21 protein-coding genes are annotated in these 17,575 nt (G+C 54.9%); 9 read left to right on the forward strand and 12 right to left on the reverse strand.

Features of this window, described 5'->3' with window-relative positions:
- Nucleotides 1–80: 80 nt before the first annotated feature.
- Complete coding sequence (locus SRBAKS_RS13890; protein WP_229591487.1) at nt 81–362, reverse strand: DUF2325 domain-containing protein; 282 nt, start codon at nt 360–362, stop codon at nt 81–83.
- A gap of 327 nt (nt 363–689) precedes the next feature.
- Between SRBAKS_RS13890 and SRBAKS_RS13895 the strand changes: the two genes are divergently transcribed.
- A complete protein-coding gene (locus SRBAKS_RS13895; RefSeq protein ID WP_229591488.1) occupies nt 690–899 on the forward strand; it encodes a TOBE domain-containing protein in 210 nt (69 codons plus the stop codon).
- Between the two features lie 280 nt (nt 900–1,179).
- Here the strand turns inward: SRBAKS_RS13895 and SRBAKS_RS13900 are convergent, their stop codons facing one another.
- Nucleotides 1,180–2,526 carry a right-handed parallel beta-helix repeat-containing protein gene (locus SRBAKS_RS13900; RefSeq protein ID WP_229591489.1) on the reverse strand — a complete coding sequence of 449 codons (1,347 nt, stop codon included), beginning with the start codon at nt 2,524–2,526 and terminating at the stop codon, nt 1,180–1,182.
- A gap of 8 nt (nt 2,527–2,534) precedes the next feature.
- The gene (locus SRBAKS_RS13905; RefSeq protein ID WP_229591490.1) at nt 2,535–3,092 is read right to left on the reverse strand and encodes a tetratricopeptide repeat protein; all 558 of its coding nucleotides are present in this window, start codon (nt 3,090–3,092) and stop codon (nt 2,535–2,537) included.
- 155 nt (nt 3,093–3,247) lie between these two features.
- On the opposite strand from SRBAKS_RS13905, the gene SRBAKS_RS13910 reads away from it, so the two are divergent.
- On the forward strand, nt 3,248–3,550 hold the full coding sequence (locus SRBAKS_RS13910; RefSeq protein ID WP_229591491.1) for a hypothetical protein: 303 nt from the start codon (nt 3,248–3,250) through the stop codon (nt 3,548–3,550).
- On the forward strand, nt 3,550–4,206 hold the full coding sequence (locus tag SRBAKS_RS13915) for a hypothetical protein (RefSeq protein WP_229591492.1): 657 nt from the start codon (nt 3,550–3,552) through the stop codon (nt 4,204–4,206). Before SRBAKS_RS13910 ends, SRBAKS_RS13915 begins: the two co-directional genes overlap by 1 nt.
- A gap of 81 nt (nt 4,207–4,287) precedes the next feature.
- Here SRBAKS_RS13915 and groL read toward each other — a convergent pair whose 3' ends face one another.
- Together groL and SRBAKS_RS13925 are read right to left on the reverse strand one after the other, a co-directional pair.
- On the reverse strand, nt 4,288–5,874 hold the full coding sequence (gene groL / locus SRBAKS_RS13920) for a chaperonin GroEL (protein WP_229591493.1): 1,587 nt from the start codon (nt 5,872–5,874) through the stop codon (nt 4,288–4,290).
- 173 nt (nt 5,875–6,047) lie between these two features.
- The gene (locus SRBAKS_RS13925) at nt 6,048–6,308 is read right to left on the reverse strand and encodes a co-chaperone GroES (protein WP_229591494.1); all 261 of its coding nucleotides are present in this window, start codon (nt 6,306–6,308) and stop codon (nt 6,048–6,050) included.
- Nucleotides 6,309–6,516: 208 nt separating this feature from the next.
- On the opposite strand from SRBAKS_RS13925, the gene SRBAKS_RS13930 reads away from it, so the two are divergent.
- The gene (locus SRBAKS_RS13930) at nt 6,517–8,001 is read left to right on the forward strand and encodes an alpha,alpha-trehalose-phosphate synthase (UDP-forming) (protein ID WP_229591495.1); all 1,485 of its coding nucleotides are present in this window, start codon (nt 6,517–6,519) and stop codon (nt 7,999–8,001) included.
- Between the two features lie 137 nt (nt 8,002–8,138).
- Here SRBAKS_RS13930 and SRBAKS_RS13935 read toward each other — a convergent pair whose 3' ends face one another.
- On the reverse strand, nt 8,139–8,951 hold the full coding sequence (locus SRBAKS_RS13935) for a hypothetical protein (RefSeq protein ID WP_229591496.1): 813 nt from the start codon (nt 8,949–8,951) through the stop codon (nt 8,139–8,141).
- Between the two features lie 190 nt (nt 8,952–9,141).
- On the opposite strand from SRBAKS_RS13935, the gene SRBAKS_RS13940 reads away from it, so the two are divergent.
- The 3 genes from SRBAKS_RS13940 (at nt 9,142) to SRBAKS_RS13950 (ending at nt 11,405) form a co-directional block, all read left to right on the forward strand.
- Complete coding sequence (locus SRBAKS_RS13940) at nt 9,142–9,375, forward strand: hypothetical protein (RefSeq protein ID WP_229591497.1); 234 nt, start codon at nt 9,142–9,144, stop codon at nt 9,373–9,375.
- Between the two features lie 60 nt (nt 9,376–9,435).
- Nucleotides 9,436–9,885: a hypothetical protein gene (locus SRBAKS_RS13945; RefSeq protein ID WP_229591498.1), complete on the forward strand. Its 450-nt coding sequence runs from the start codon at nt 9,436–9,438 to the stop codon at nt 9,883–9,885.
- A gap of 194 nt (nt 9,886–10,079) precedes the next feature.
- On the forward strand, nt 10,080–11,405 hold the full coding sequence (locus tag SRBAKS_RS13950) for a DUF697 domain-containing protein (protein ID WP_229591499.1): 1,326 nt from the start codon (nt 10,080–10,082) through the stop codon (nt 11,403–11,405).
- Here the strand turns inward: SRBAKS_RS13950 and SRBAKS_RS13955 are convergent.
- Entirely contained in the window at nt 11,402–11,890 is a 489-nt protein-coding gene (locus SRBAKS_RS13955; protein ID WP_229591500.1) for a C40 family peptidase, read from the reverse strand. The genes SRBAKS_RS13950 and SRBAKS_RS13955 overlap by 4 nt on opposite strands.
- Before the next feature lie 41 nt (nt 11,891–11,931).
- Nucleotides 11,932–12,483, reverse strand: coding sequence for a BON domain-containing protein (locus tag SRBAKS_RS13960; protein WP_229591501.1), 552 nt, complete (start codon nt 12,481–12,483; stop codon nt 11,932–11,934).
- Nucleotides 12,484–12,634: 151 nt separating this feature from the next.
- Between SRBAKS_RS13960 and SRBAKS_RS13965 the strand changes: the two genes are divergently transcribed.
- Together SRBAKS_RS13965 and SRBAKS_RS13970 are read left to right on the forward strand one after the other, a co-directional pair.
- A complete protein-coding gene (locus tag SRBAKS_RS13965; protein ID WP_229591502.1) occupies nt 12,635–13,063 on the forward strand; it encodes a hypothetical protein in 429 nt (142 codons plus the stop codon).
- A gap of 10 nt (nt 13,064–13,073) precedes the next feature.
- Nucleotides 13,074–13,628 (forward strand): hypothetical protein, encoded by a 555-nt coding sequence (locus SRBAKS_RS13970; RefSeq protein WP_229591503.1) that lies wholly within the window; start codon nt 13,074–13,076, stop codon nt 13,626–13,628.
- A gap of 6 nt (nt 13,629–13,634) precedes the next feature.
- On the opposite strand, the gene SRBAKS_RS13975 is transcribed toward SRBAKS_RS13970, so the two are convergent.
- The 4 genes from SRBAKS_RS13975 to SRBAKS_RS13990 form a co-directional block, all read right to left on the reverse strand.
- Nucleotides 13,635–14,534 (reverse strand): pseudouridine synthase, encoded by a 900-nt coding sequence (locus SRBAKS_RS13975; protein ID WP_229591504.1) that lies wholly within the window; start codon nt 14,532–14,534, stop codon nt 13,635–13,637.
- A 74-nt stretch (nt 14,535–14,608) separates the two neighbouring features.
- Entirely contained in the window at nt 14,609–14,971 is a 363-nt protein-coding gene (locus tag SRBAKS_RS13980) for a YdbL family probable chaperone protein (RefSeq protein ID WP_229591505.1), read from the reverse strand.
- The gene (locus SRBAKS_RS13985) at nt 14,961–15,170 is read right to left on the reverse strand and encodes a hypothetical protein (protein ID WP_229591506.1); all 210 of its coding nucleotides are present in this window, start codon (nt 15,168–15,170) and stop codon (nt 14,961–14,963) included. The genes SRBAKS_RS13980 and SRBAKS_RS13985 overlap by 11 nt, the downstream gene beginning before the upstream one ends.
- 13 nt (nt 15,171–15,183) lie before the next feature.
- On the reverse strand, nt 15,184–17,559 hold the full coding sequence (locus tag SRBAKS_RS13990; RefSeq protein WP_229591507.1) for an intermembrane phospholipid transport protein YdbH family protein: 2,376 nt from the start codon (nt 17,557–17,559) through the stop codon (nt 15,184–15,186).
- Nucleotides 17,560–17,575 lie beyond the last annotated feature (16 nt).

Genomic DNA, 17,575 nt, shown 5'->3' on the forward strand with positions numbered 1-17,575 from the left:
TCATGTTCTCAAGGAAGAGATAAAGTCTGCACATCGTATGTGTATGTTGGCAGACGGGCTTTGTGTTTCTGAACAAGCCGCTATCCGTTGGCTTCACCCAGGCACTTGCGCAGCGTGCTGATTCCACAGGAGTGATGCATGTATACGGGAACGCCTGTTCCGCGCACAGCGGCCAACACTTCCTTGCGCGCCTTGTGAGAAACCTTGTTGGTGAAAAGAACCACAAAATCGACTTTGCCGAGCGCGCTGGAGATGGTGCGCTCCTTGCCTGTAAAATGCTTGAGCTTCACGCCGTTCTTTTTTGCTTCGGTCATGTATTCTCGCTTTAACCTGTCCATTCCGCCGACTAATGCTGCGCACATGCTTTCCTCTCATTTGTTGAAATTGAAAATCGTTATCATTAAATACAAAGTGATCGTGCGGATGTCAACGGGAAAATTCCAATCCAGCATGATTGGCGGCATTGTTAACGCAGTGTTGATCTTTTCTCATATGGAAACAATATGTTGGACGAATTCTTTCAGTGTATTTCGAGGTGCGCCGTGATGTTTATGGCGAGTATTTTCATATGAGGTATTTTACATATATAGAATCTATATTAGTTATTGACATCCCTGATCCGTTGTCGATAAACAAAAGACGCCAATTGGTATTGTTGTTTTTACTACTACAACCTCAAGGTGGAAAAAATGAAATTAAGCGCACGTAATCTGGTCCCCGGCAAGGTCAAGGAAGTAACTGTTGGTATGGTCAACGCTGAAGTCGTCATCGAAGTTGCTCCCGGTGTGGAAGTTGCTTCGGTCATCACAAAGAATTCTGTTGATCGGATGGACATCAAGGTCGGTGACGAAGTCAAGGCCATGATCAAGGCCACAAGTGTCATGATCGCAAAAGATTAGTTCTCAGGTACCAGAAACGCCCTTGAAATGCTGTTTCAGGGGCGTTCTTATTTTAACTGGCTGTGCGTCTATGCTGTTGAAATTCCAGGTCTACCGCACCGGCTTCCCAGAACGCTTGGGCCTCGTTCCCCCGCAGGGCAGAACCGATTGTAGGGCATAGTCCACAATGGGTTCCCATATTTCCTCTCTATCGAGTCGCTGGTCGTACTGTTTTGCTTCCAGTCAACGCGGGCGTCAGTGCATCGCAATGGATCCAGGCATCGTTCAGCCGATGCGCTCTTTAATCATCGACCGGTTCCCAGGTGTCGCCTTCCGGGTCTATTTCGGGCAGTGCGCAGGAGGGCGTGTTGACCAGTCGGTTGCCTTTTCCCTTGTCATTGATCGCCACGTCCGTTCCCACCACGAGATTCACGGTCCCGCCGAGCAGAATCTGTCCCTTGATGGCGGTGAAGTTGTTCAGCTCTGTCCAGGCAAAGGTGTTTGCCGTGGCCGCGAGCGCTTCGAAAGGATAGCAGAAAATGGCGTACCGGGCCTCGCCGCGTACTCGATTGTTGGCGAAAAAGCCTCGGGAGCCTGTCTGGACGATGCCCCGCGCATTGGTTCCGCCGGCCATGATGATGTCATTGCAGGTGACCACCATGTCGTTGGCGTAGAGCAGCAGACCGGTGGACGCTTCGCCGCGTGCCTCAATACGGTTGCCGCTGATGCCAATACGGCTGTTGCGGACAAAGTCGGCGCCGCCTGACGTATTGAAAAACCAACCCGCCACAATGCCGTTGGGACCGTATTTGTTGGGATAGTTGATGCCTTCATCGTCGGTGACGATGCGGTTATCGGAAATTTCTATCGTTCCTTCGCCCTTGTCTCCACGAATATTATCAAGCACCTCGATGCCGTTTCTGGAGGAACGGTTGATGATATTCTGGCTGATCGTGATCTCCGTGCCCCAGGTCCAGTCCACAAGAACGCCATACCCTGCGGTTGCATGCGGTCTGTTGTTTTCCATGTAGAAGCGGTTGTCTTCAATGCGGATAGTTCCGGTGACGGCCCGTTTGAGCGCTTCCTTGGTATAATCGATGCGGTTGCCGACAATGATGCCGGCCTGGAAAGGCAAGGTGTCGCCATCGCTCCATTCGATGTCCACGCTTTGGGGGATGACGTCCATGACGGTGCAGCCGCGCACGTCCAGCCCGCCCACATGCGGAAAGTGGAGGGGCGTGCCTTTGGCCCCGTCAAAGCGGAGGGCTTCAATGGCCACGATGGGCCCCTTGTTCGCCGGCGGAGCACCCTTGACGGGCAGGGGAGAATAGAATGTCCAGAATCCGCCCGTAATGGTGGTCAACGGTTCGCCAATGGAATCGGCTTCGCCCTTGATGCGGACATTTTTGCGAATGATGACACGCCCTTCAGGGCCGAAGTTGAACGTGCCCTTGAGCAGTATATTGCCGCCTTTTTCTACGGCGGTCTGTACATTGGCCACGTCCTGGGACGGCTGTCCGGTGCCGACAACTGTGATGTCGTCGGCCATGGCCGGCAGGGTGAGCAGGAGGACGGCGCAGATGAGCAGGAAGGTGCGGGTTGTCGATTTCATGAGCATGAAATTACCTGTTTTGTCAGGGTTTTTCAAATGGAGCCTCAATACCCCTGCCTGAACTCGGAGTGCTTGTGGCCTCGGTCCCGAAAACGGCGGTCTCGCTGGTTGGTCTTGTCCTGTTTGGCCACTGCCAGGGCCACGGCTTCACACGCTCCCTGCAGGTCTGGATTTTCCTGCTTGCGTATGGCTTTGACCAGATCCGTAAGCGTGTTGGCTATGACCCGCTGACCAGCCCAGTCAGGATACGCCTGCCAGTACGCCACGGTCCGGTCTGCCAGACCAAGCTTTGCTGCGGCGTATCCCGCATTGAGAAAGGCGTCAGGGATTTTCTTGCGCTCAATGCACGCATCCAGCACCCGCAGGGCGTCCTCGAATCGGCCGGTGCGGGTATAGCAGATACCGGCCATGACCAGGTGCGAAGGCCGCGCTTCTTCTCCCTCGGTTTCCAGCAAGGTCAGGTGCGCGTCAAACGCCTCGGCCGCCGTGGTGAAATACGCCTCTGCCTTGGAATAGTCCGCACGAAGTTCTGCGGCCCGGCCTCGTTCAAAATTCTTGTGCCCCTTGCGTGAGGGCGGGATCAATTTGGAGAAGAATGACATGACTTGATTCATCGCTTTTTTACGGTGTATTCAACACTGGATTATAAAGATGTCAATAATTGATTGCATATCACGAGTCGGCTTTTTAAGAGCAAAAGAATTCGTTCTGGTTTGATCTTGTCGATGTAGAATGTCATTTAACTATGGGGTGATAAGTGGAATATATTAATCACATACTGCTGGTCGTTTCGTGGTTGCTTGGGGCAGGGGTTTGCGTGTTTCTGATATATCGTGGACTGGTGCTGATAAAATCCAATCAATCCTGTGATGTTTCCCTCGTTTTTAAGGAAGGTAACCCGGAGATTAGCGGCAAACTCAAAGCAGGTTTTTTCCTTTTGGCGTTGGGCCTTTTGGGACTGCTCTTTTTAATTGTTCAGTTTTGGCAGGCGTTATATGCCTTTGCATTGCTTGGCATTGGGGCATCGATAGTTGCCCTGATCAAGAAACGGGAAGTATAATGAATTTCATGAAAAGTTTGTATTCCTGGTTGCAGGAGAGTGCAAATAAACATGAAATCGGCTGTACGCGGATGTTGATATACACAGTAGCCATATCACATCTTATGGCGCTGGGTGGTTGGCTGAAAGAAAAGTATCCTCAAGAAACCAAAAAGTTCATAACCCTTTTTGTTGAGAGAATATATGTTGGCCTGGCAACTGTGACCGGCTGGACAGAGGAGAGGAGCTTCTTGTTCGCTTTCTTCCTGGTGGTCGTGTTTATATTTCTTCTGCTTGTCTATTATACCTACCTTGTTCAAAGAAAAAAATTGAGAATGGCACGTCATCAGACGATGTATGTCGTCTCTGCCCTTTCCTATGCTCAGTATCGATATCTATCAAATTCACAATATGGTAACCATCTACAAATATTAGATTTCATAGCGATTTATCTCGTTGCTTCAGTGGTCCTTTTTTCCGTGTTGCCAGGTGAAGAGACAAATAAATTTCTGGTAAAAGGCTTTTTTGTCGCTGCGATCGTTTACGCGTTGCCGCTTTATATATCTTCGCTGCTTGTATTTGCCATTCTGCTGGGAGTATACCTGATGAATAAGGATGCTATTGATTCAGAACTGTTGGCGATGGTGAAAATTCTGCCGTTGGGAAGAAATGTGTAAATACGAACTTCGGGATAGGAGAATATAAAAAAAGGCCGGACGCGAACGTCCGGCCTTGTGTATTCAAAGCGGTGGAGAAGCTTAGTCTTCTTCTGCCACGAATTCGGAGATGGCGCATTCGGTGGTCAGCAGCATGCTGGACACGGAAGAGGCATTCTGCAGGGCGATGCGGGTCACCTTCTTGGGATCGATGACGCCTTCCTTCACCAGATTGGTGAATTCGCCGGTAGCGGCATTGAAGCCGTTGTTGCCTTTCTGTTCCTTGACCTTGGCGACGATGACGGTGCCTTCGAGGCCGCAGTTGTTGGCGATCTGCTTGAGAGGCTCTTCAATGGCCTTGGCGATGATGTCCACGCCGGCCTGCTCGGTGTCGTCAGCGACCTTGAGCTTGGCCAGGACCTTGCCTGCACGCACCAGAGCGGTGCCGCCGCCGGGGATGATGCCCTCGTCAACGGCTGCGCGGGTTGCGTTCAGTGCGTCGTCGACGCGATCCTTGCGCTCTTTCATTTCGATCTCGGTGGGGGCGCCCACTTTGATCACTGCAACGCCGCCGACCATCTTGGCGAGGCGCTCCTGGAGCTTTTCGCGGTCGTAGTCGGAGGAGGAGTTCTGCGCCATGTTGGAGATTTCTTCGCAACGCTGTGCAATGGCTTTCTTGTCGCCAGCACCGTCAACGATGAGGGTGTTGTTCTTGTCGACCACGACTTTTTTGGCAGTACCGAAGTCGCCGGGCTGGATGGACTCCAGGGTGGTGGCGGTGTCTTCGGAGACCGGGGTGGCGCCGGTCATGATGGCGATGTCGCGGATCATGTCCTTGCGGCGGTCGCCGAAACCGGGGGCCTTGACGGCGCAGGCTTTCAGGGAGCCGCGCATGGCGTTGATGGTCAGACCGGCCAGAGCGTCGTTTTCAACGGTCTCTGCGATGATGAGCAGAGGACGTTCAGCCTTGGCCACGGCTTCCAGAATGGGAACCAGCGGCTTGATGCTGGAGATTTTGCCCTCGGAAAGCAGGATGAAAGGATTCTCGTATACAGCGGCCTGTTTGTCGGCATCGTTGACAAAGTAGGGGGAGAGGTAGCCCTGATCCCACTGCATGCCTTCAACAACGTCCAACTCGGTGGTCAGTCCCTGGGACTCTTCCACGGTGATGACGCCGTTGTCGCCGACCTTGTCCACAGCCTGGGCGAGGATGTCGCCGATGGTGGTGTCGTTGTTGGCGGAGATGGCACCGACCTGGGCGATTTCGGAGGTCTTCTTGACCGGCTTGGCCATGGCGTCGAGTTCGGCAACCACGGCTTCAACGGCTTTGTCGATGCCGCGTTTGAGGGACATGGGGTTGCGACCGGCGGCCAGCAGTTTGACGCCTTCGTTGAAAATGGCCTGAGCCAGAACCGTGGCGGTGGTGGTGCCGTCACCGGCGATTTCATTGGTTTTGGAAGCGACTTCCTTGACCATCTGAGCGCCCATGTTTTCGAGCTTGTCTTCCAGGTCGATCTTCTCGGCTACGGTCACGCCGTCCTTGGTGACCTGAGGAGCGCCCCATGCTTTTTCCAGCATGACGTTGCGGCCCTTGGGACCAAGGGTGACCCTGACAGCATTGGCCAGGATGTTGACGCCGTTCTGCATGCCCTCACGGGCGACCGCTTTGTAATCAATTGCTTTTGCCATTGTTATACAATCCTATTGAAATTGAGTTGTGAATTTCTTCGTCAAATGTCTGTGAAAACTGGTCGGAAGGCTGTGCGTCCCGGCGGGATACGGATTCAAGAGCGGAGCGATGCGCTCCCGGTGCGAGATATTGAATCAATCGTGGCCGTGAGAGAGTCTCCAGACGTCCAGCTTTATGCAAATACGCCGAGGATGTCGTCTTCGCGCATGATGATCAGCTCGTCGCCGTCCATGCTGAATTCGCTGCCAGCATACTTGGCAAACAGGATGATGTCGCCTTCGGCAACGGTCTTGCACTCGGGACCTGCGGCCACGATGATACCGCCCTGCGGTTTCTCTTTGGCGGAATCCGGGATGTAGATGCCCCCGGCTGTTTTTTCTTCTTCTGCCTTTCTCTGAACAATGACGCGATCATGCAATGGTTTCAAACCCATGGTGTATTCTCCTTTATGTTCTCTTCACCGCAACTGTGTTGCGGCGTGTGATATCGACTGCGGCAAAGGATAAGTACGGGTGCGCCAGTGTCAACAGGGAACAGGGATGTTTTTTGCCATCTGTTTGAATATGACCATTGAATTCCTGACCATTGAACGGTAATGTCTGTTCAATCAAGAAAAATATAGCAGAAAGGTGCGCAAGAGAATGAGTGATACACAGCCCGGATTACAGCGACTTGTAGTGGTATCAAATCGTTTGCCTGTGGCCTTGAAGAAAGTTGATGATGCATGGGCCGTCAAGCAGGGGGCCGGTGGGCTGGTTACAGCCATGGCTCCGGTGCTCAAGAACCGCGGTGGTGCCTGGATCGGCTGGGCCGGGGCGTCGTCTGACCCGGACATGGATGTTGATGGCCTGTTGAGTGATTTTTGTAGTGATGCCGGGTATGATCTGGCCACGGTACCGCTGACGAAGCAGGAAGTGGATGACTACTATTTCGGTTTTTCCAATGAGATAATCTGGCCGCTTTTCCACGATCTGCAGACCCGTTGTCGGTTCCACCCGCGCTATTGGCGTGCCTATCTGGACGTGAACTTCAAGTTTGCGGAGGTGGTGGCCCGCAAATCGACACCGGACGATTACATCTGGGTGCAGGATTACCACCTCATGCACCAGGCGTTTTTTCTCAAATCCATGGGCGTGAAGCGGAACACCGGGTTCTTCCTGCATATTCCGTTTCCTCCGCCGGACATCTTCATGAAACTGCCATGGCGCTGGAAGGTCATTCAGGCGTTGACGGAGTATGATCTGGTGGGTTTTCAGACCGTACAGGACAGGCGTAACTTCATGGGTTGCCTTCAGCGTCTCATGCCCGAGGCCAAGGCGGAGGGGCGTGGGGCCGTGGTTACTGTGACCGTGGGCAACCGTCGGTTCCGTCTGGGGGCGTTCCCCATCTCCATTGATTACAATCAATTTTCCGGTCTGGCCAAGCGGCCCGAGGTGGCCCAGCAGGCGTTTGATGTGAAGGAGGCCCTCCGGCATCGCAAGATCATTCTCGGCGTGGATCGTCTTGATTATACCAAGGGCATCCCGGAGCGCATTCAATCGTTCCATACCCTGTTGCGGCGGTACCCGGACATGGTTGGCAAGGTGAATTTCATCCAGATAGCCGTGCCGAGCCGCGAGGAAGTGGACGAGTACAAGGAGCTGCGTCAGGAGATTGAACAGCTGGTTGGCCGGGTCAATGGAGAGTTCTCCTTTCCCGGTTGGGTGCCGGTTCATTATCATTATCGCAGTCTGCCCCATGAGGAATTGGTGGCCTATTATTCGGCCGCCGACATCGGCCTGGTCACGCCGCTGCGGGATGGCATGAATCTGGTGGCCAAGGAGTATTGCGCATGCAACAACTCAGGGAGCGGCGTGTTGGTCCTGAGCGAGTTTGCCGGTGCCGCTGCCCAGCTTCAGAAGCACGCCTATCTGGTCAACCCGTATGACATGGAAGGTATTGCCAAGGCCCTGCACCGCGCTCTGCACTGGGGCAGAGATGAGCGGAAGGCGAGCATGTTGAAACTCCGTGAGCAGGTGCGAAAAAACAACATCTTCTGGTGGGTGGATTCCTTTCTCCAGGCAGGTATCTCCAAGAAGCTCGATGACTTCCCGGAGATCGAGACGGTGCAGTTCGAGCGACAATAGCCACAGAAATTCGGAGAACATGAAGAAGCCCCGGCCAACAGGTCGGGGCTTTTTGTGTACAGGCGTATATGATGTAATCAGGAAGACGGTATGCTGTGGGTGTCTCCCTGCCCGGCGGTGTACGGATTGCTCTGCGTTTATTGTTTTTGCCACCGGGCTGTTACAGTGACAAAATTTTTGATGCCGGGAGTAGAGCCGTTGATTTCCATGGTCATGTCGACCAATTCCATATTTGTTTTTTGGTATATGGATTTTCCCGAAATCGTCATTGTGACAGGCAGATCTTCTACAGAGAAGGTGAAATCCTCATCAATGGTTGAAGCGACATATTGAATGCCGTTGGTCATGAACTCACCCTGTAATGTGTTTTTCACCATTTGGTCTTCGCGTATCGTTACTCCTTCGATGTTCTGAATGTCTTTCATCGTATTTAGTGATTTTTCCCAAAGAGATTGACCTGAGACAATTGGTTTCAAAGACAATTGGGCAATCATGTCTGCCAAACGGGATGCGAGTTGATCAATCTTTTCCTTTTGCTCTTCATTATAATCGGGGAGTGATTCCAGCCAGGGAGAAGACAGGTACGCATCCTTCTGCATTTCCCCGTGTGTGTTGGTAATCAGGGTTGCGTGCGCAATGAGTTTTTCAGGTCTGACTTCTACTGCATCAACTTTGATTTTCGGAATGTCGATATTCCAGGAAATCAAATCAGCCTTGCGCGTCACAGTATACTGCATCTCCATGTCAATATTCATTATTTTGGAGGAGATCTTTTCCGCGGTTTTTATTGTATATAAATACGTCCCGGAACTGGGGCCGTAGCTATATAGCGTGGGAGTGGTAACCGGCTTAATGGGAATGTCCATATAAACGGTGGGCTTTTTGGCGTTGCAACCAAAGGCGGACAGCAGCATCAGCAGAAGAACCAAAAGAAAGATGTTTTTTCGCATGACAGACCTATGTGTGAGCTTGGAGTTCATGAAATCAATATAGATGGTTGGTCGTAAGGGCTTTTGTGCCAGTAAAAACGAGGTAGCACAAGTCTCAACACAAGTACCCTCCCTGTCTTTTCCCCTCCCGCTTCTGGACCAAGGTTTTTCCCTTCTGGCCGCCGAAGGCAAAATCATCTATATTCAGCCGATGCTTACACTTAAATGTTCAGCCTGTCGGCGCAAGCTCTGGAAGTATTACAAGATCGGTCAGGGGGAGGTACACCGTTGTCACAAGGACCGTATCAAAAAGGTATGGAATATGGAGGAGCGGGGCGGCAAGGTGTATTGTTCGTGCGGCAATGCCGTGGGCATTGACAGGGGCTCGTATTATACCATGGATAAAAAGGCGTTCACCTATAAGGGAACAAAAACGAACAGTTGACACCGCTGCCTTCGTCCGTGAGAGTGGTATTATACAGACTTCAATATCAAGGAGATCGGTTTGAAAATTCTCGCATCATTTTTTGCTGTTATGTTGACGCTTGCCTGCGCTGTGGCGACCTTTGCCGGGGCTGAGTGCAATGCCGTACCATGGGGGCAACCCATTTCCGCTGTTGAGAAGATCACGTTTGATAGGGCTGCCGGAGACGTGAAGTATTACACGGTTTCCAAGGTGGAACCGTGCGGTATTTTCGAAATCGAAAAAGCGGAGGTCACCTACGCCTTCATCAACGGCAAACTCTATGCATCCATCGTGGAGATCGACAAGGCCATTGACATCAAGCGGGTGGTCTCCAACCTCATGGACAAGTATGGCCTGCCTGATCACAAGAAAGAAAAAGATTGGGATGTCTACCGTTGGGAAACCGACACGTTGAAGGTGAAGCTCAAAAGCCAGTACTCCACTGATCGTGTCAAAATCGGCACCTATTACAAACCATTGATTCCATAGGATTCGTTGCTTTTAATTTGCTTTTTTGGGCCGCTGTTGACTGCTGTTCGGGTATGTCGAGGCGGCCTTTTTTTGCACATGTCTACTGCATGTTATTGCACAATCTGGACTTTGCTCCGGAGTTGCGTCTTGCTGAAACAGGCGTATGTATGCAGTGACGCTGCAGACGCGTAAAATGGAGCACAGTAGTAGCTATGTCGAGAGCCATGAAGAATTTCCTGACCATCGCAGGGGTCGTCATCATCGGGGCATTTCTTGCCTTCTTGTATGATTGCGTTGTGGGGCTGTCCGACTTTGCCGGGCGGATACACCCGGAACTGCCCTCGTTTGTTTTCTGGATTCTGTTCACGCTGGTTTTCGGCACGTTGGGCTGGCTGGTGGCGGTTGCCCTGGTGCGCCCCCGACCGATCATGGTGCATGCCGATCCTACCGAAGAGGAGCTGCGGCAGTTCCGTTCGCAGTTGATGAAACGACTGTCCAGAAACCGCATCCTCAAGGACAACGGGGTGGTGGTCAATGACGAGACCGGGATGGAGGTGGGGCTCAACGTACTCCGGTCCCGGGCCGATGAAGAGATTCGTACCACGGCCAAACGTGTCTTCGTGGGCACGGCCATCTCCCAGAACGGGCGGCTGGATGCGCTGGTGGTTCTGTTTCTCATTGCGCGTTTGGTCTGGCGCATCTCAAAGCTGTATAATCAACGGCCGCACAGTCGCGAGCTGATCAACCTGTATGCCAATATTGCGATCACGGCGTTTTTGGCCGGGAGCATAGACGAGTTCGGCATAGAGGAATATGTCCATGAACTCATGGGACCGCTGGTGGCCACCTCGGCCATCGGGGCCATGCCCGGCGCCGAGGCTGTGGCCGGCACCGTAACCGCCTCCATTCTGAGCGGCTCGACAAACTCCCTGCTCGCCACCCGCTGTGGTATCGTGGCGCGCAATTATATGAGCCTTGAGCTCGATACACGGGGCCGTATGCGTCGCAGTGCCACGCTGGAAGCGGCCAAAATGTTTGTGTCCGTCAGTGGGGAATCCATCACCCGCGTGACCAAGCTTCTGCTCAAGGGATCGTCCGGTGCGGTGAAGAACGGCGCGAAAAAGGCGGCCAAGTCCATGGGCAAGACCTTTACCGGTGCGGCCGGAAATGTCGGTACGGGTGCCAGAACTGTTGGACGGGGCGTCAAGGATTCTGCCAAATCCATGGGGCGCGAAGTCAAGGACTCGGCAAAGGCCATGGGACGAGAGGTGCGCTATTCGGCCAGGACCGTAGTGGATGGCGTGGACAAGGTCGTGGACAAGACCGCAGACGGAATCAAACGTTCGGCTCGTAAGGTGGAAGAGACCGTCAAAGAGGTCTCTCGTGAGATTTCTCCGGCCGTGGGCAAGGCGGAAGCAGCCGTTGCCAGGGCTGGCGGGTTCTTTTCCAAGGCGGGAAAATCTGTGGAGAAGCGGGTGCGGAAGACGCGTGATGCCGTGCTACGGAAAAAGAAGGGATCTGATGGGAAAGAGGGCTAGAAAACTCGACGCGCCCCGATATAATGTCTTTTCCAGTATTGGAGGTTCAGGTTCGATTCCATGACCTGTTTGCCGGAGCTGGGCGCATGGATAAACGTGCCCCGGTCCGTCACAATGCCCACATGCAGTGTTTTCCCTGATTTATTGACTTTGTAGAAGACCAGATCACCAGGCCTGATTTCGCTTTTGTGTATGGCGGTGCCGACGCCGAACTGCTGCCAGGACATCCTGGGCAGGTTGATGCCGTGCTGGTGGTAGACGAACCAGATCAATCCCGAACAATCAAAGCCGGTTTCCGGTGAGTAGCCGCCCCATTTGTAGGGCGCTCCCTTGAGCACGCTCGCCGTGCGGACAATGGCTGCGGCCTGTTTCGTGTCCGGCGTTGCCCGTACGGCAGGCGTGGCCCCCGGCGGGATGTCAGCCGTGTGGGACGCGCACCCGACCATGGACGCGAGAGCTGCCAGCAAGAGGCAGCTCAGAAGCATGTGCGAACGGAGGCGTCCGCGAGGCCGGGGAGGCGCGTCGTTCATCGCGGTTGAGCCTTGAGATAGGATTTGACAGAACGGACGCCTGCCACGCTCTTGGCATGGGCAATGACCCTGTTGATCTCAGCCTTGGACCCGACAATACCAAGCAGGACCACGTTGCACTGGACCACCTTGATGTTCACATTGGTGGACCAGGTGTCGCCGTCGCTGATGAGCTTTTCCTTGAGCCTGGCATAGATTTCAAGGTTGTCGGTGGTGCCGCAGTGATCGTCTGGTCGCTTGGGAAGCATGTATCGCGTGACGTCGCGCACTCCATCGACGCTGCGGGCTATCTGCACGGCCCTGTCGATCTGGGTGGTGCTTTCATACTCGCCGACGATGTAGACGTGCCCATAATAGCTGGCCGCGTCAAAATCGAGATATTTGACGCTGTCGTCTTCCAGAAATTTCCCCTTGATTTGGAACGTGATCTGTTCATCAGAGGCCTGATCGCCCACGCTTCTCTCGTCCATGCTCACGTTGTATATCGTACAACCAGACGCCATGAACAACATGTTCAACACTATGAAAAGACACAATATTTTTCGCATATAAGCCTCCCTAAGGATTTCTAGACTTTTTCAATATATCGTCTTTTTCTTCCTGATGCAAGAAAGTGCGTGTTTGGCGAAATCCCTTTTTTGGCATTGACCCTGTGACACTTTACGGTATTGTTACCGCAAGAATTCTTGGAGGATTATAATGAAAGAACTTCGACCCCTGCTCCTCCTGGCCTTGATCGGGCTCGTGCTCATGGCGGCAGGATGCGGCAAGAAGCGCCCGGTTCTCTATCCCAATGCGCACCTGGAGTCGGTGGGCATGCAGGTGGCGCAGGCGGATATTGATGCGTGTATCCTCAAGGCCGAAGAGGCCGGGGCTGCTGCAATTGATGGCAACGAGGCCGCGGGCAAAGTCGCGACTTCGGCAGGTATAGCCGCAGCCGCAGGCGCGGTGTTTGCGGCGATTATCGGCAACGATGTAGGGCGAACTGCGGCGGCGGCCGGTGGAGCGGCAGCAGCGGGGCAGACTGTGTCGGAAGCGGTTAATTCCGGTGATCCGGCAGCCATTCATAAGCAATTCGTCGATAGGTGCCTGCGTGACAAAGGGTACGACGTGATCGGTTGGAAATAAGGAGATGAGTATGAAACGAGTGTTGACAGTACTGATGGTGAGCCTGCTTGTCTCACTGTTCGCCGGGTGCGCGGCCAAAACAACCATGATTGAGAACCGGGTGGAGAACACGGTGACGTACACGCTACCTGAGACCGGACAATTCGTGACGGTGCAGCTGGGGGACAGCTATACCTATGAGCATTATATGGAGCGCACTTTCAGAGGCGTGGATGTCAAAGGGTATTTGTTCATGGATGACAGCGGGTCTGCGATTCTGGTCTCCAAGATGCCCCGTGAAAAATTCGAGCAGCTTGTCAGGAGAAAGTTGGCGATCCCGGCAAAGGGTATCCAGGCGCTCGCTCCACGGACAATTTATGGATCAAAATTTTGTGATCTCGTGCGCGCCTATGTCGTCACGGTGGAGAATGATGTGGTGGCAGCGGTCAAGGTGAAGACCCTGGTTGATTATACCGAGGAATGCGCCAAATGGACCACGCTGGACGATGTCATGGCCGCTGAAATGGAGCTGGTCACCGAGTTCGATACCAGCGCCGACGAAGCGATCACCCTGACCTGGCACTAGACCGGGTTATTTCTGTATCAACGCAAGCGCCTCTCGCACAGTGTCGGGAGGCGCTTCCCATTTTCCGGTCCACGGCGGGGCCAGTGAGAGGGCCTTTCCTTCAATGTGCATGGCGGAGCAGTGCAGGCGCATGGCGCCGCGTTCGTTGCCCTTTCCGTACTTGCGATCTCCCACGACCGGATGGTTGCGCGAGGCGAGCTGCACGCGGATCTGATGCGTGCGTCCCGTGATCAGGCAGATGGCCACCAGACTGTATTTCTGTCCGACAATGAGTCCCGTTACCTCGGCAAGGGCGGTCTTGCCCGAACCGGCGCGGACTCTTTCTTCGCCGGGCATTCCTGATTTCTCCAATTGATCTTCGAGCAGGGTTGTTCCGGCTGCACTCCACCTTCCCTTGACCCAGGCAAGATAGAGCTTGCCCACGCCGCCGGAGGCGAAACACTCGTTGAGCCTGCGCAGGGCTGCATAGTTCTTGGCTGCCAGCAGGAGGCCGGAGGTGTCCCGGTCCAGCCGGTGGGGCAGAGTGGGCATGAAGTCCGCCTCGGCGTGGATGGCGCGCAGACGGGCCATGACCGAATCGGTGATGCCGTCCCCGCCATGCGCTGCCAGTCCGGCAGGCTTGGCGATGGCAATGATATCGTCATCTTCATAGACAGTCTCCAGCGGGCCGGTGGTTACGGTCGCGGAGCTTTCGCCCGGCGTATAGGGAGGGATGCGCACGATTTGCCCGCTTTGGATGCGGTCGAACGGTTTTTTGCGCCCCTTGTCCACACGTACCTGTCCCTTGCGAATCCATCGCTGGATGGCCGAGCGCGGCACATCGCCGGTCAGTCGCCGTTCAAGGAATTGAAGGAGCTTCTGGCCGGATTCGGCGTCCGTGACAGTGATGAACTGGGCTGCAGGCATGGGGAGGAGAGTAAAGGGAAGGCGGCGTCATGTCGAGATGTCATGACGCCGCCGATGGATTCCATGTGAATCGACTATTTCTTGTACCAACTGCCGTCGGGCTTTTGCAGCCATGTGCCGGGTGCAGCCTGCTGGGCGATCTGGGCCGCTCTGCGCTGGGCCACGATATCCGGTGTGGCACCGGTCTTTCGGGCAATGGCCTGATAGACGGTAACCCTGTCCTTGTTCTCTGCGGCAATAACGTCTGCCTGCTTTTTCGGGCCCTTGAATTCGAGGAAGCCCTGATTGTTTTCGCCCACGGTGCCGTCAGCCAGCAACGCGGCCACTGCGGGTCTGCGTGCGATCATGCGGTCCTTGAGACTTCCGGCCAGAGCCACGCTTGCCATCAGGCAGACAGCGAGAGTGACGATGAGGATGAGTGGTGTTTTATTGCGCATTGGTTGCCTCCGGGGTGACTGGGACATCATCGATGTCAGAGAAGAAATCATCCAGTGCCTTGTCAACCTTGACGTTGACGTCGATTGTGATGTGGATGGGCTTGACCTCCACAGGGGCTACTTCCACCTTGTGACTGGTGGAGCAACTCCAGGCAGATAATAGCAAGAGGCATGCCGCGAGTGTCAGTATGTGTTTCATGTCCCGTTTCTCCCTATTCGATCATGTTGACAATATCCTTATAAAGCAAAATGCGGTCCAAGGGTACGCTGAAATTCACATCCAGCCGGATGCCCTGAAAGTTCGACCCCTGAACATTGCCTGTGACCTTCATGAATCCGCCGAACTCCTTTTTGTAGACAAAGGGTAATGTCCCGGCCGGTTTGCCGTCAACTGAGAGGCGCACTACCAGATCTTCCCCCACGGTGTCCGCCTTGATGCGTACCCACTTGTATTCGAAATTCTTCACGGCCGCCTGCGCCAGCTCTATCTGGCCGCGCTGAGGGGTGCCTTCGGGAATGGCAGCCACCAGGTCGGCCATGGCCTCTACCTGAATGGTGCCGCTTTCGCCCGGAGTGGAGTGCAGGAAGCCCTTGTTGAAGGTGATCTTGCCACGCTCCCACGACACGGGCAGCTCGCCGGAGAGCGAGGCTTCGCCCTCGGCCTGAGCCAGGCCCAGCTGCGCCAGTATCGCCGACAGCTTGAGTTCGGAGCAGAACATGGTGATGTCATATTTTTGCGACCCCGGCGTTATGCGGAAAGCCCGGCTGGAGACATGGCCGCCCGCCCAGTTGAACCCGGCCTGTTCAAAGAGGATGATCCCGCCTGGCTCCAGTTGGTAGATGATCTTTCCGTTAGTGACGTCAATGGCGCCCGACTTGAGGGAGGTGAAGGTCAGCTCCTGTGCCGGACCGCTTCGCAGAGGATGCAGTTCCGGTGAATTGAAGGAGAGGTTGATGCCGGAGATGGACGTCTGCCCCCCGGCCAGCAGCACTTCGCCGTCGGAAAAGGTGGCCTGCACAGTGGATTGGACACCGTCAATATCGACCTTGACGGCCCCGTTGACGTTCAGCTTTCCGGCCACGGTCATATCGCCCGCGTCCGGGACAATGGACGAGGGGGTGAACCCCTTTGGCAGCGCATAGTCCTTGATGGCGAATTGTGCGGTGACGTTGCTGCTCACCAATGAGGTCAGGCCGGAGAGTCGAACGCGCAGACCGGGCAGGAGATTGGTTTTCAGGACACCGTTGTAGGTCACGTTGGTTCCCTGCTGGCGGACTGTGGCTGAGACGTTGCCGAGCATGCGTTTGTCCATGCGCAGGGAGTGCATGGTCACTGTGCCGGGGGTGTGCCGCTCGGGCGCGGGCCATTTGAGCGGCAGGGTGAGCCGCAAGGGGCCTGATCGAAAACCGGTGTTGCCCAGTGCCGCTCCTTTGGTGGCGCAATTGAGGACCATGTCGGCCTGTTCCGGGGTGGCGGTCCCTTGAAGGGAGAAAATGAGCGTTGCCAGGTGGAGCTGGCGGCCATCAATATTCAGGGTGATGTTTTCAGGGTTGGCGGCGGTCAGGGAAACATCCCAGAGCTCGCCGTTCCGGTTGGCGTCGAACCGCCCGCCCATCTTTGCCCCGGCACCATCCAGCGTGAATTGGGCGGACAGGGATTCGCTGGAGATCATCCCGTACCGGATGCCCACGGTAGCGGGGTAGGGTGCGGCAACAGCCACTTCATCCATGGAAAAGGTGATTTCTTTATCTGCCAGGCTGCCCTTGAGGTGGATGGCCTCGTCTTTTTTGAGGGTCACGTTCAGTCCGGAGAGGTCGGCCTGTGTCATGGTGGCGTCAAAGTCGGCTGTGAGCATGCCCGGATTGGCCAGATCAACTACGGCAGAGCAGTCGAGCGCCATGTCTCCGCTGATGGGGATGGGCATGAAATCGGCCAGGGCGCCGAGGCGGAACCGGGGGGTGACCAGACGGATGCCGAGATCGTCGAGCGTGGGGCCGAGGGAGCCTGTGACCTCCACCGCCTGATCGCGGAGGCTCAAGTCTACCTGAAAGTCGAGGACCGTGCCGGGGGAGATCGTGGCGGAAAAGGGGATGGAGAGCGGTTCGCCCTTGATATCGCAATGGAGGGTGGAGTCCCGCAGCACCAGACGCTCGAAGGGAAGATCGGGGATGGCGTTGTTCGCGGACGCGTCACCCTGTGATTGTGGCAGGAGATCAAGGGCCGGGATAATGAGGGTGGTGCCATCGTACTGGCAGGACAGTGTCACGCCGTCCAGTTCCACGGAGTTGACCTGCCCCTGTTTGAGCGAGGCCGGGGTATACGTGACATGCACGTTGGCGAGCCGGACACTGTTGTTGCCCTCGCCTATCTGTACAGGACCGATATCAGCGGAAAACAGCCCTGCGTTGCGGATCTGGAATTCGGTCAGGGGGATGGCCATCTCCGCAGCCAGTTGGGGGACCAGTTTCTCCAGATATCCCGGAGTCCACACGGTCAGCCCCCAGCCCGCTGCCAGCAGAAGCGCGAGCAGCCATGGAGTGATCAGGAGGGTCCATTTCAGGACACGTTTGCCAAGTGCAGCGGACATATTGAGATCTATACAG

Origin of the sequence: Pseudodesulfovibrio sediminis (assembly GCF_020886695.1) — a bacterium.
Taxonomy (GTDB): domain Bacteria; phylum Desulfobacterota; class Desulfovibrionia; order Desulfovibrionales; family Desulfovibrionaceae; genus Pseudodesulfovibrio; species Pseudodesulfovibrio sediminis.

Excerpts from the sequence above, each read along its gene's own strand:
- SRBAKS_RS13975 (WP_229591504.1), bottom strand. The coding sequence starts at position 14,534 with ATGCCTGCAGCCCAGTTCATCACTGTCACGGACGCCGAATCCGGCCAG.
- SRBAKS_RS13890 (WP_229591487.1), bottom strand. The coding sequence starts at position 362 with ATGTGCGCAGCATTAGTCGGCGGAATGGACAGGTTAAAGCGAGAATAC.
- SRBAKS_RS13940 (WP_229591497.1), top strand. The coding sequence starts at position 9,142 with ATGCTTACACTTAAATGTTCAGCCTGTCGGCGCAAGCTCTGGAAGTAT.
- SRBAKS_RS13955 (WP_229591500.1), bottom strand. The coding sequence starts at position 11,890 with ATGCTTCTGAGCTGCCTCTTGCTGGCAGCTCTCGCGTCCATGGTCGGG.
- SRBAKS_RS13950 (WP_229591499.1), top strand. The coding sequence starts at position 10,080 with ATGTCGAGAGCCATGAAGAATTTCCTGACCATCGCAGGGGTCGTCATC.
- SRBAKS_RS13990 (WP_229591507.1), bottom strand. The coding sequence starts at position 17,559 with ATGTCCGCTGCACTTGGCAAACGTGTCCTGAAATGGACCCTCCTGATC.
- SRBAKS_RS13965 (WP_229591502.1), top strand. The coding sequence starts at position 12,635 with ATGAAAGAACTTCGACCCCTGCTCCTCCTGGCCTTGATCGGGCTCGTG.
- SRBAKS_RS13980 (WP_229591505.1), bottom strand. The coding sequence starts at position 14,971 with ATGCGCAATAAAACACCACTCATCCTCATCGTCACTCTCGCTGTCTGC.
- SRBAKS_RS13960 (WP_229591501.1), bottom strand. The coding sequence starts at position 12,483 with ATGCGAAAAATATTGTGTCTTTTCATAGTGTTGAACATGTTGTTCATG.
- SRBAKS_RS13935 (WP_229591496.1), bottom strand. The coding sequence starts at position 8,951 with ATGCGAAAAAACATCTTTCTTTTGGTTCTTCTGCTGATGCTGCTGTCC.
- SRBAKS_RS13915 (WP_229591492.1), top strand. The coding sequence starts at position 3,550 with ATGAATTTCATGAAAAGTTTGTATTCCTGGTTGCAGGAGAGTGCAAAT.
- SRBAKS_RS13895 (WP_229591488.1), top strand. The coding sequence starts at position 690 with ATGAAATTAAGCGCACGTAATCTGGTCCCCGGCAAGGTCAAGGAAGTA.
- SRBAKS_RS13925 (WP_229591494.1), bottom strand. The coding sequence starts at position 6,308 with ATGGGTTTGAAACCATTGCATGATCGCGTCATTGTTCAGAGAAAGGCA.
- SRBAKS_RS13970 (WP_229591503.1), top strand. The coding sequence starts at position 13,074 with ATGAAACGAGTGTTGACAGTACTGATGGTGAGCCTGCTTGTCTCACTG.
- groL (WP_229591493.1), bottom strand. The coding sequence starts at position 5,874 with ATGGCAAAAGCAATTGATTACAAAGCGGTCGCCCGTGAGGGCATGCAG.
- SRBAKS_RS13930 (WP_229591495.1), top strand. The coding sequence starts at position 6,517 with ATGAGTGATACACAGCCCGGATTACAGCGACTTGTAGTGGTATCAAAT.
- SRBAKS_RS13985 (WP_229591506.1), bottom strand. The coding sequence starts at position 15,170 with ATGAAACACATACTGACACTCGCGGCATGCCTCTTGCTATTATCTGCC.
- SRBAKS_RS13905 (WP_229591490.1), bottom strand. The coding sequence starts at position 3,092 with ATGTCATTCTTCTCCAAATTGATCCCGCCCTCACGCAAGGGGCACAAG.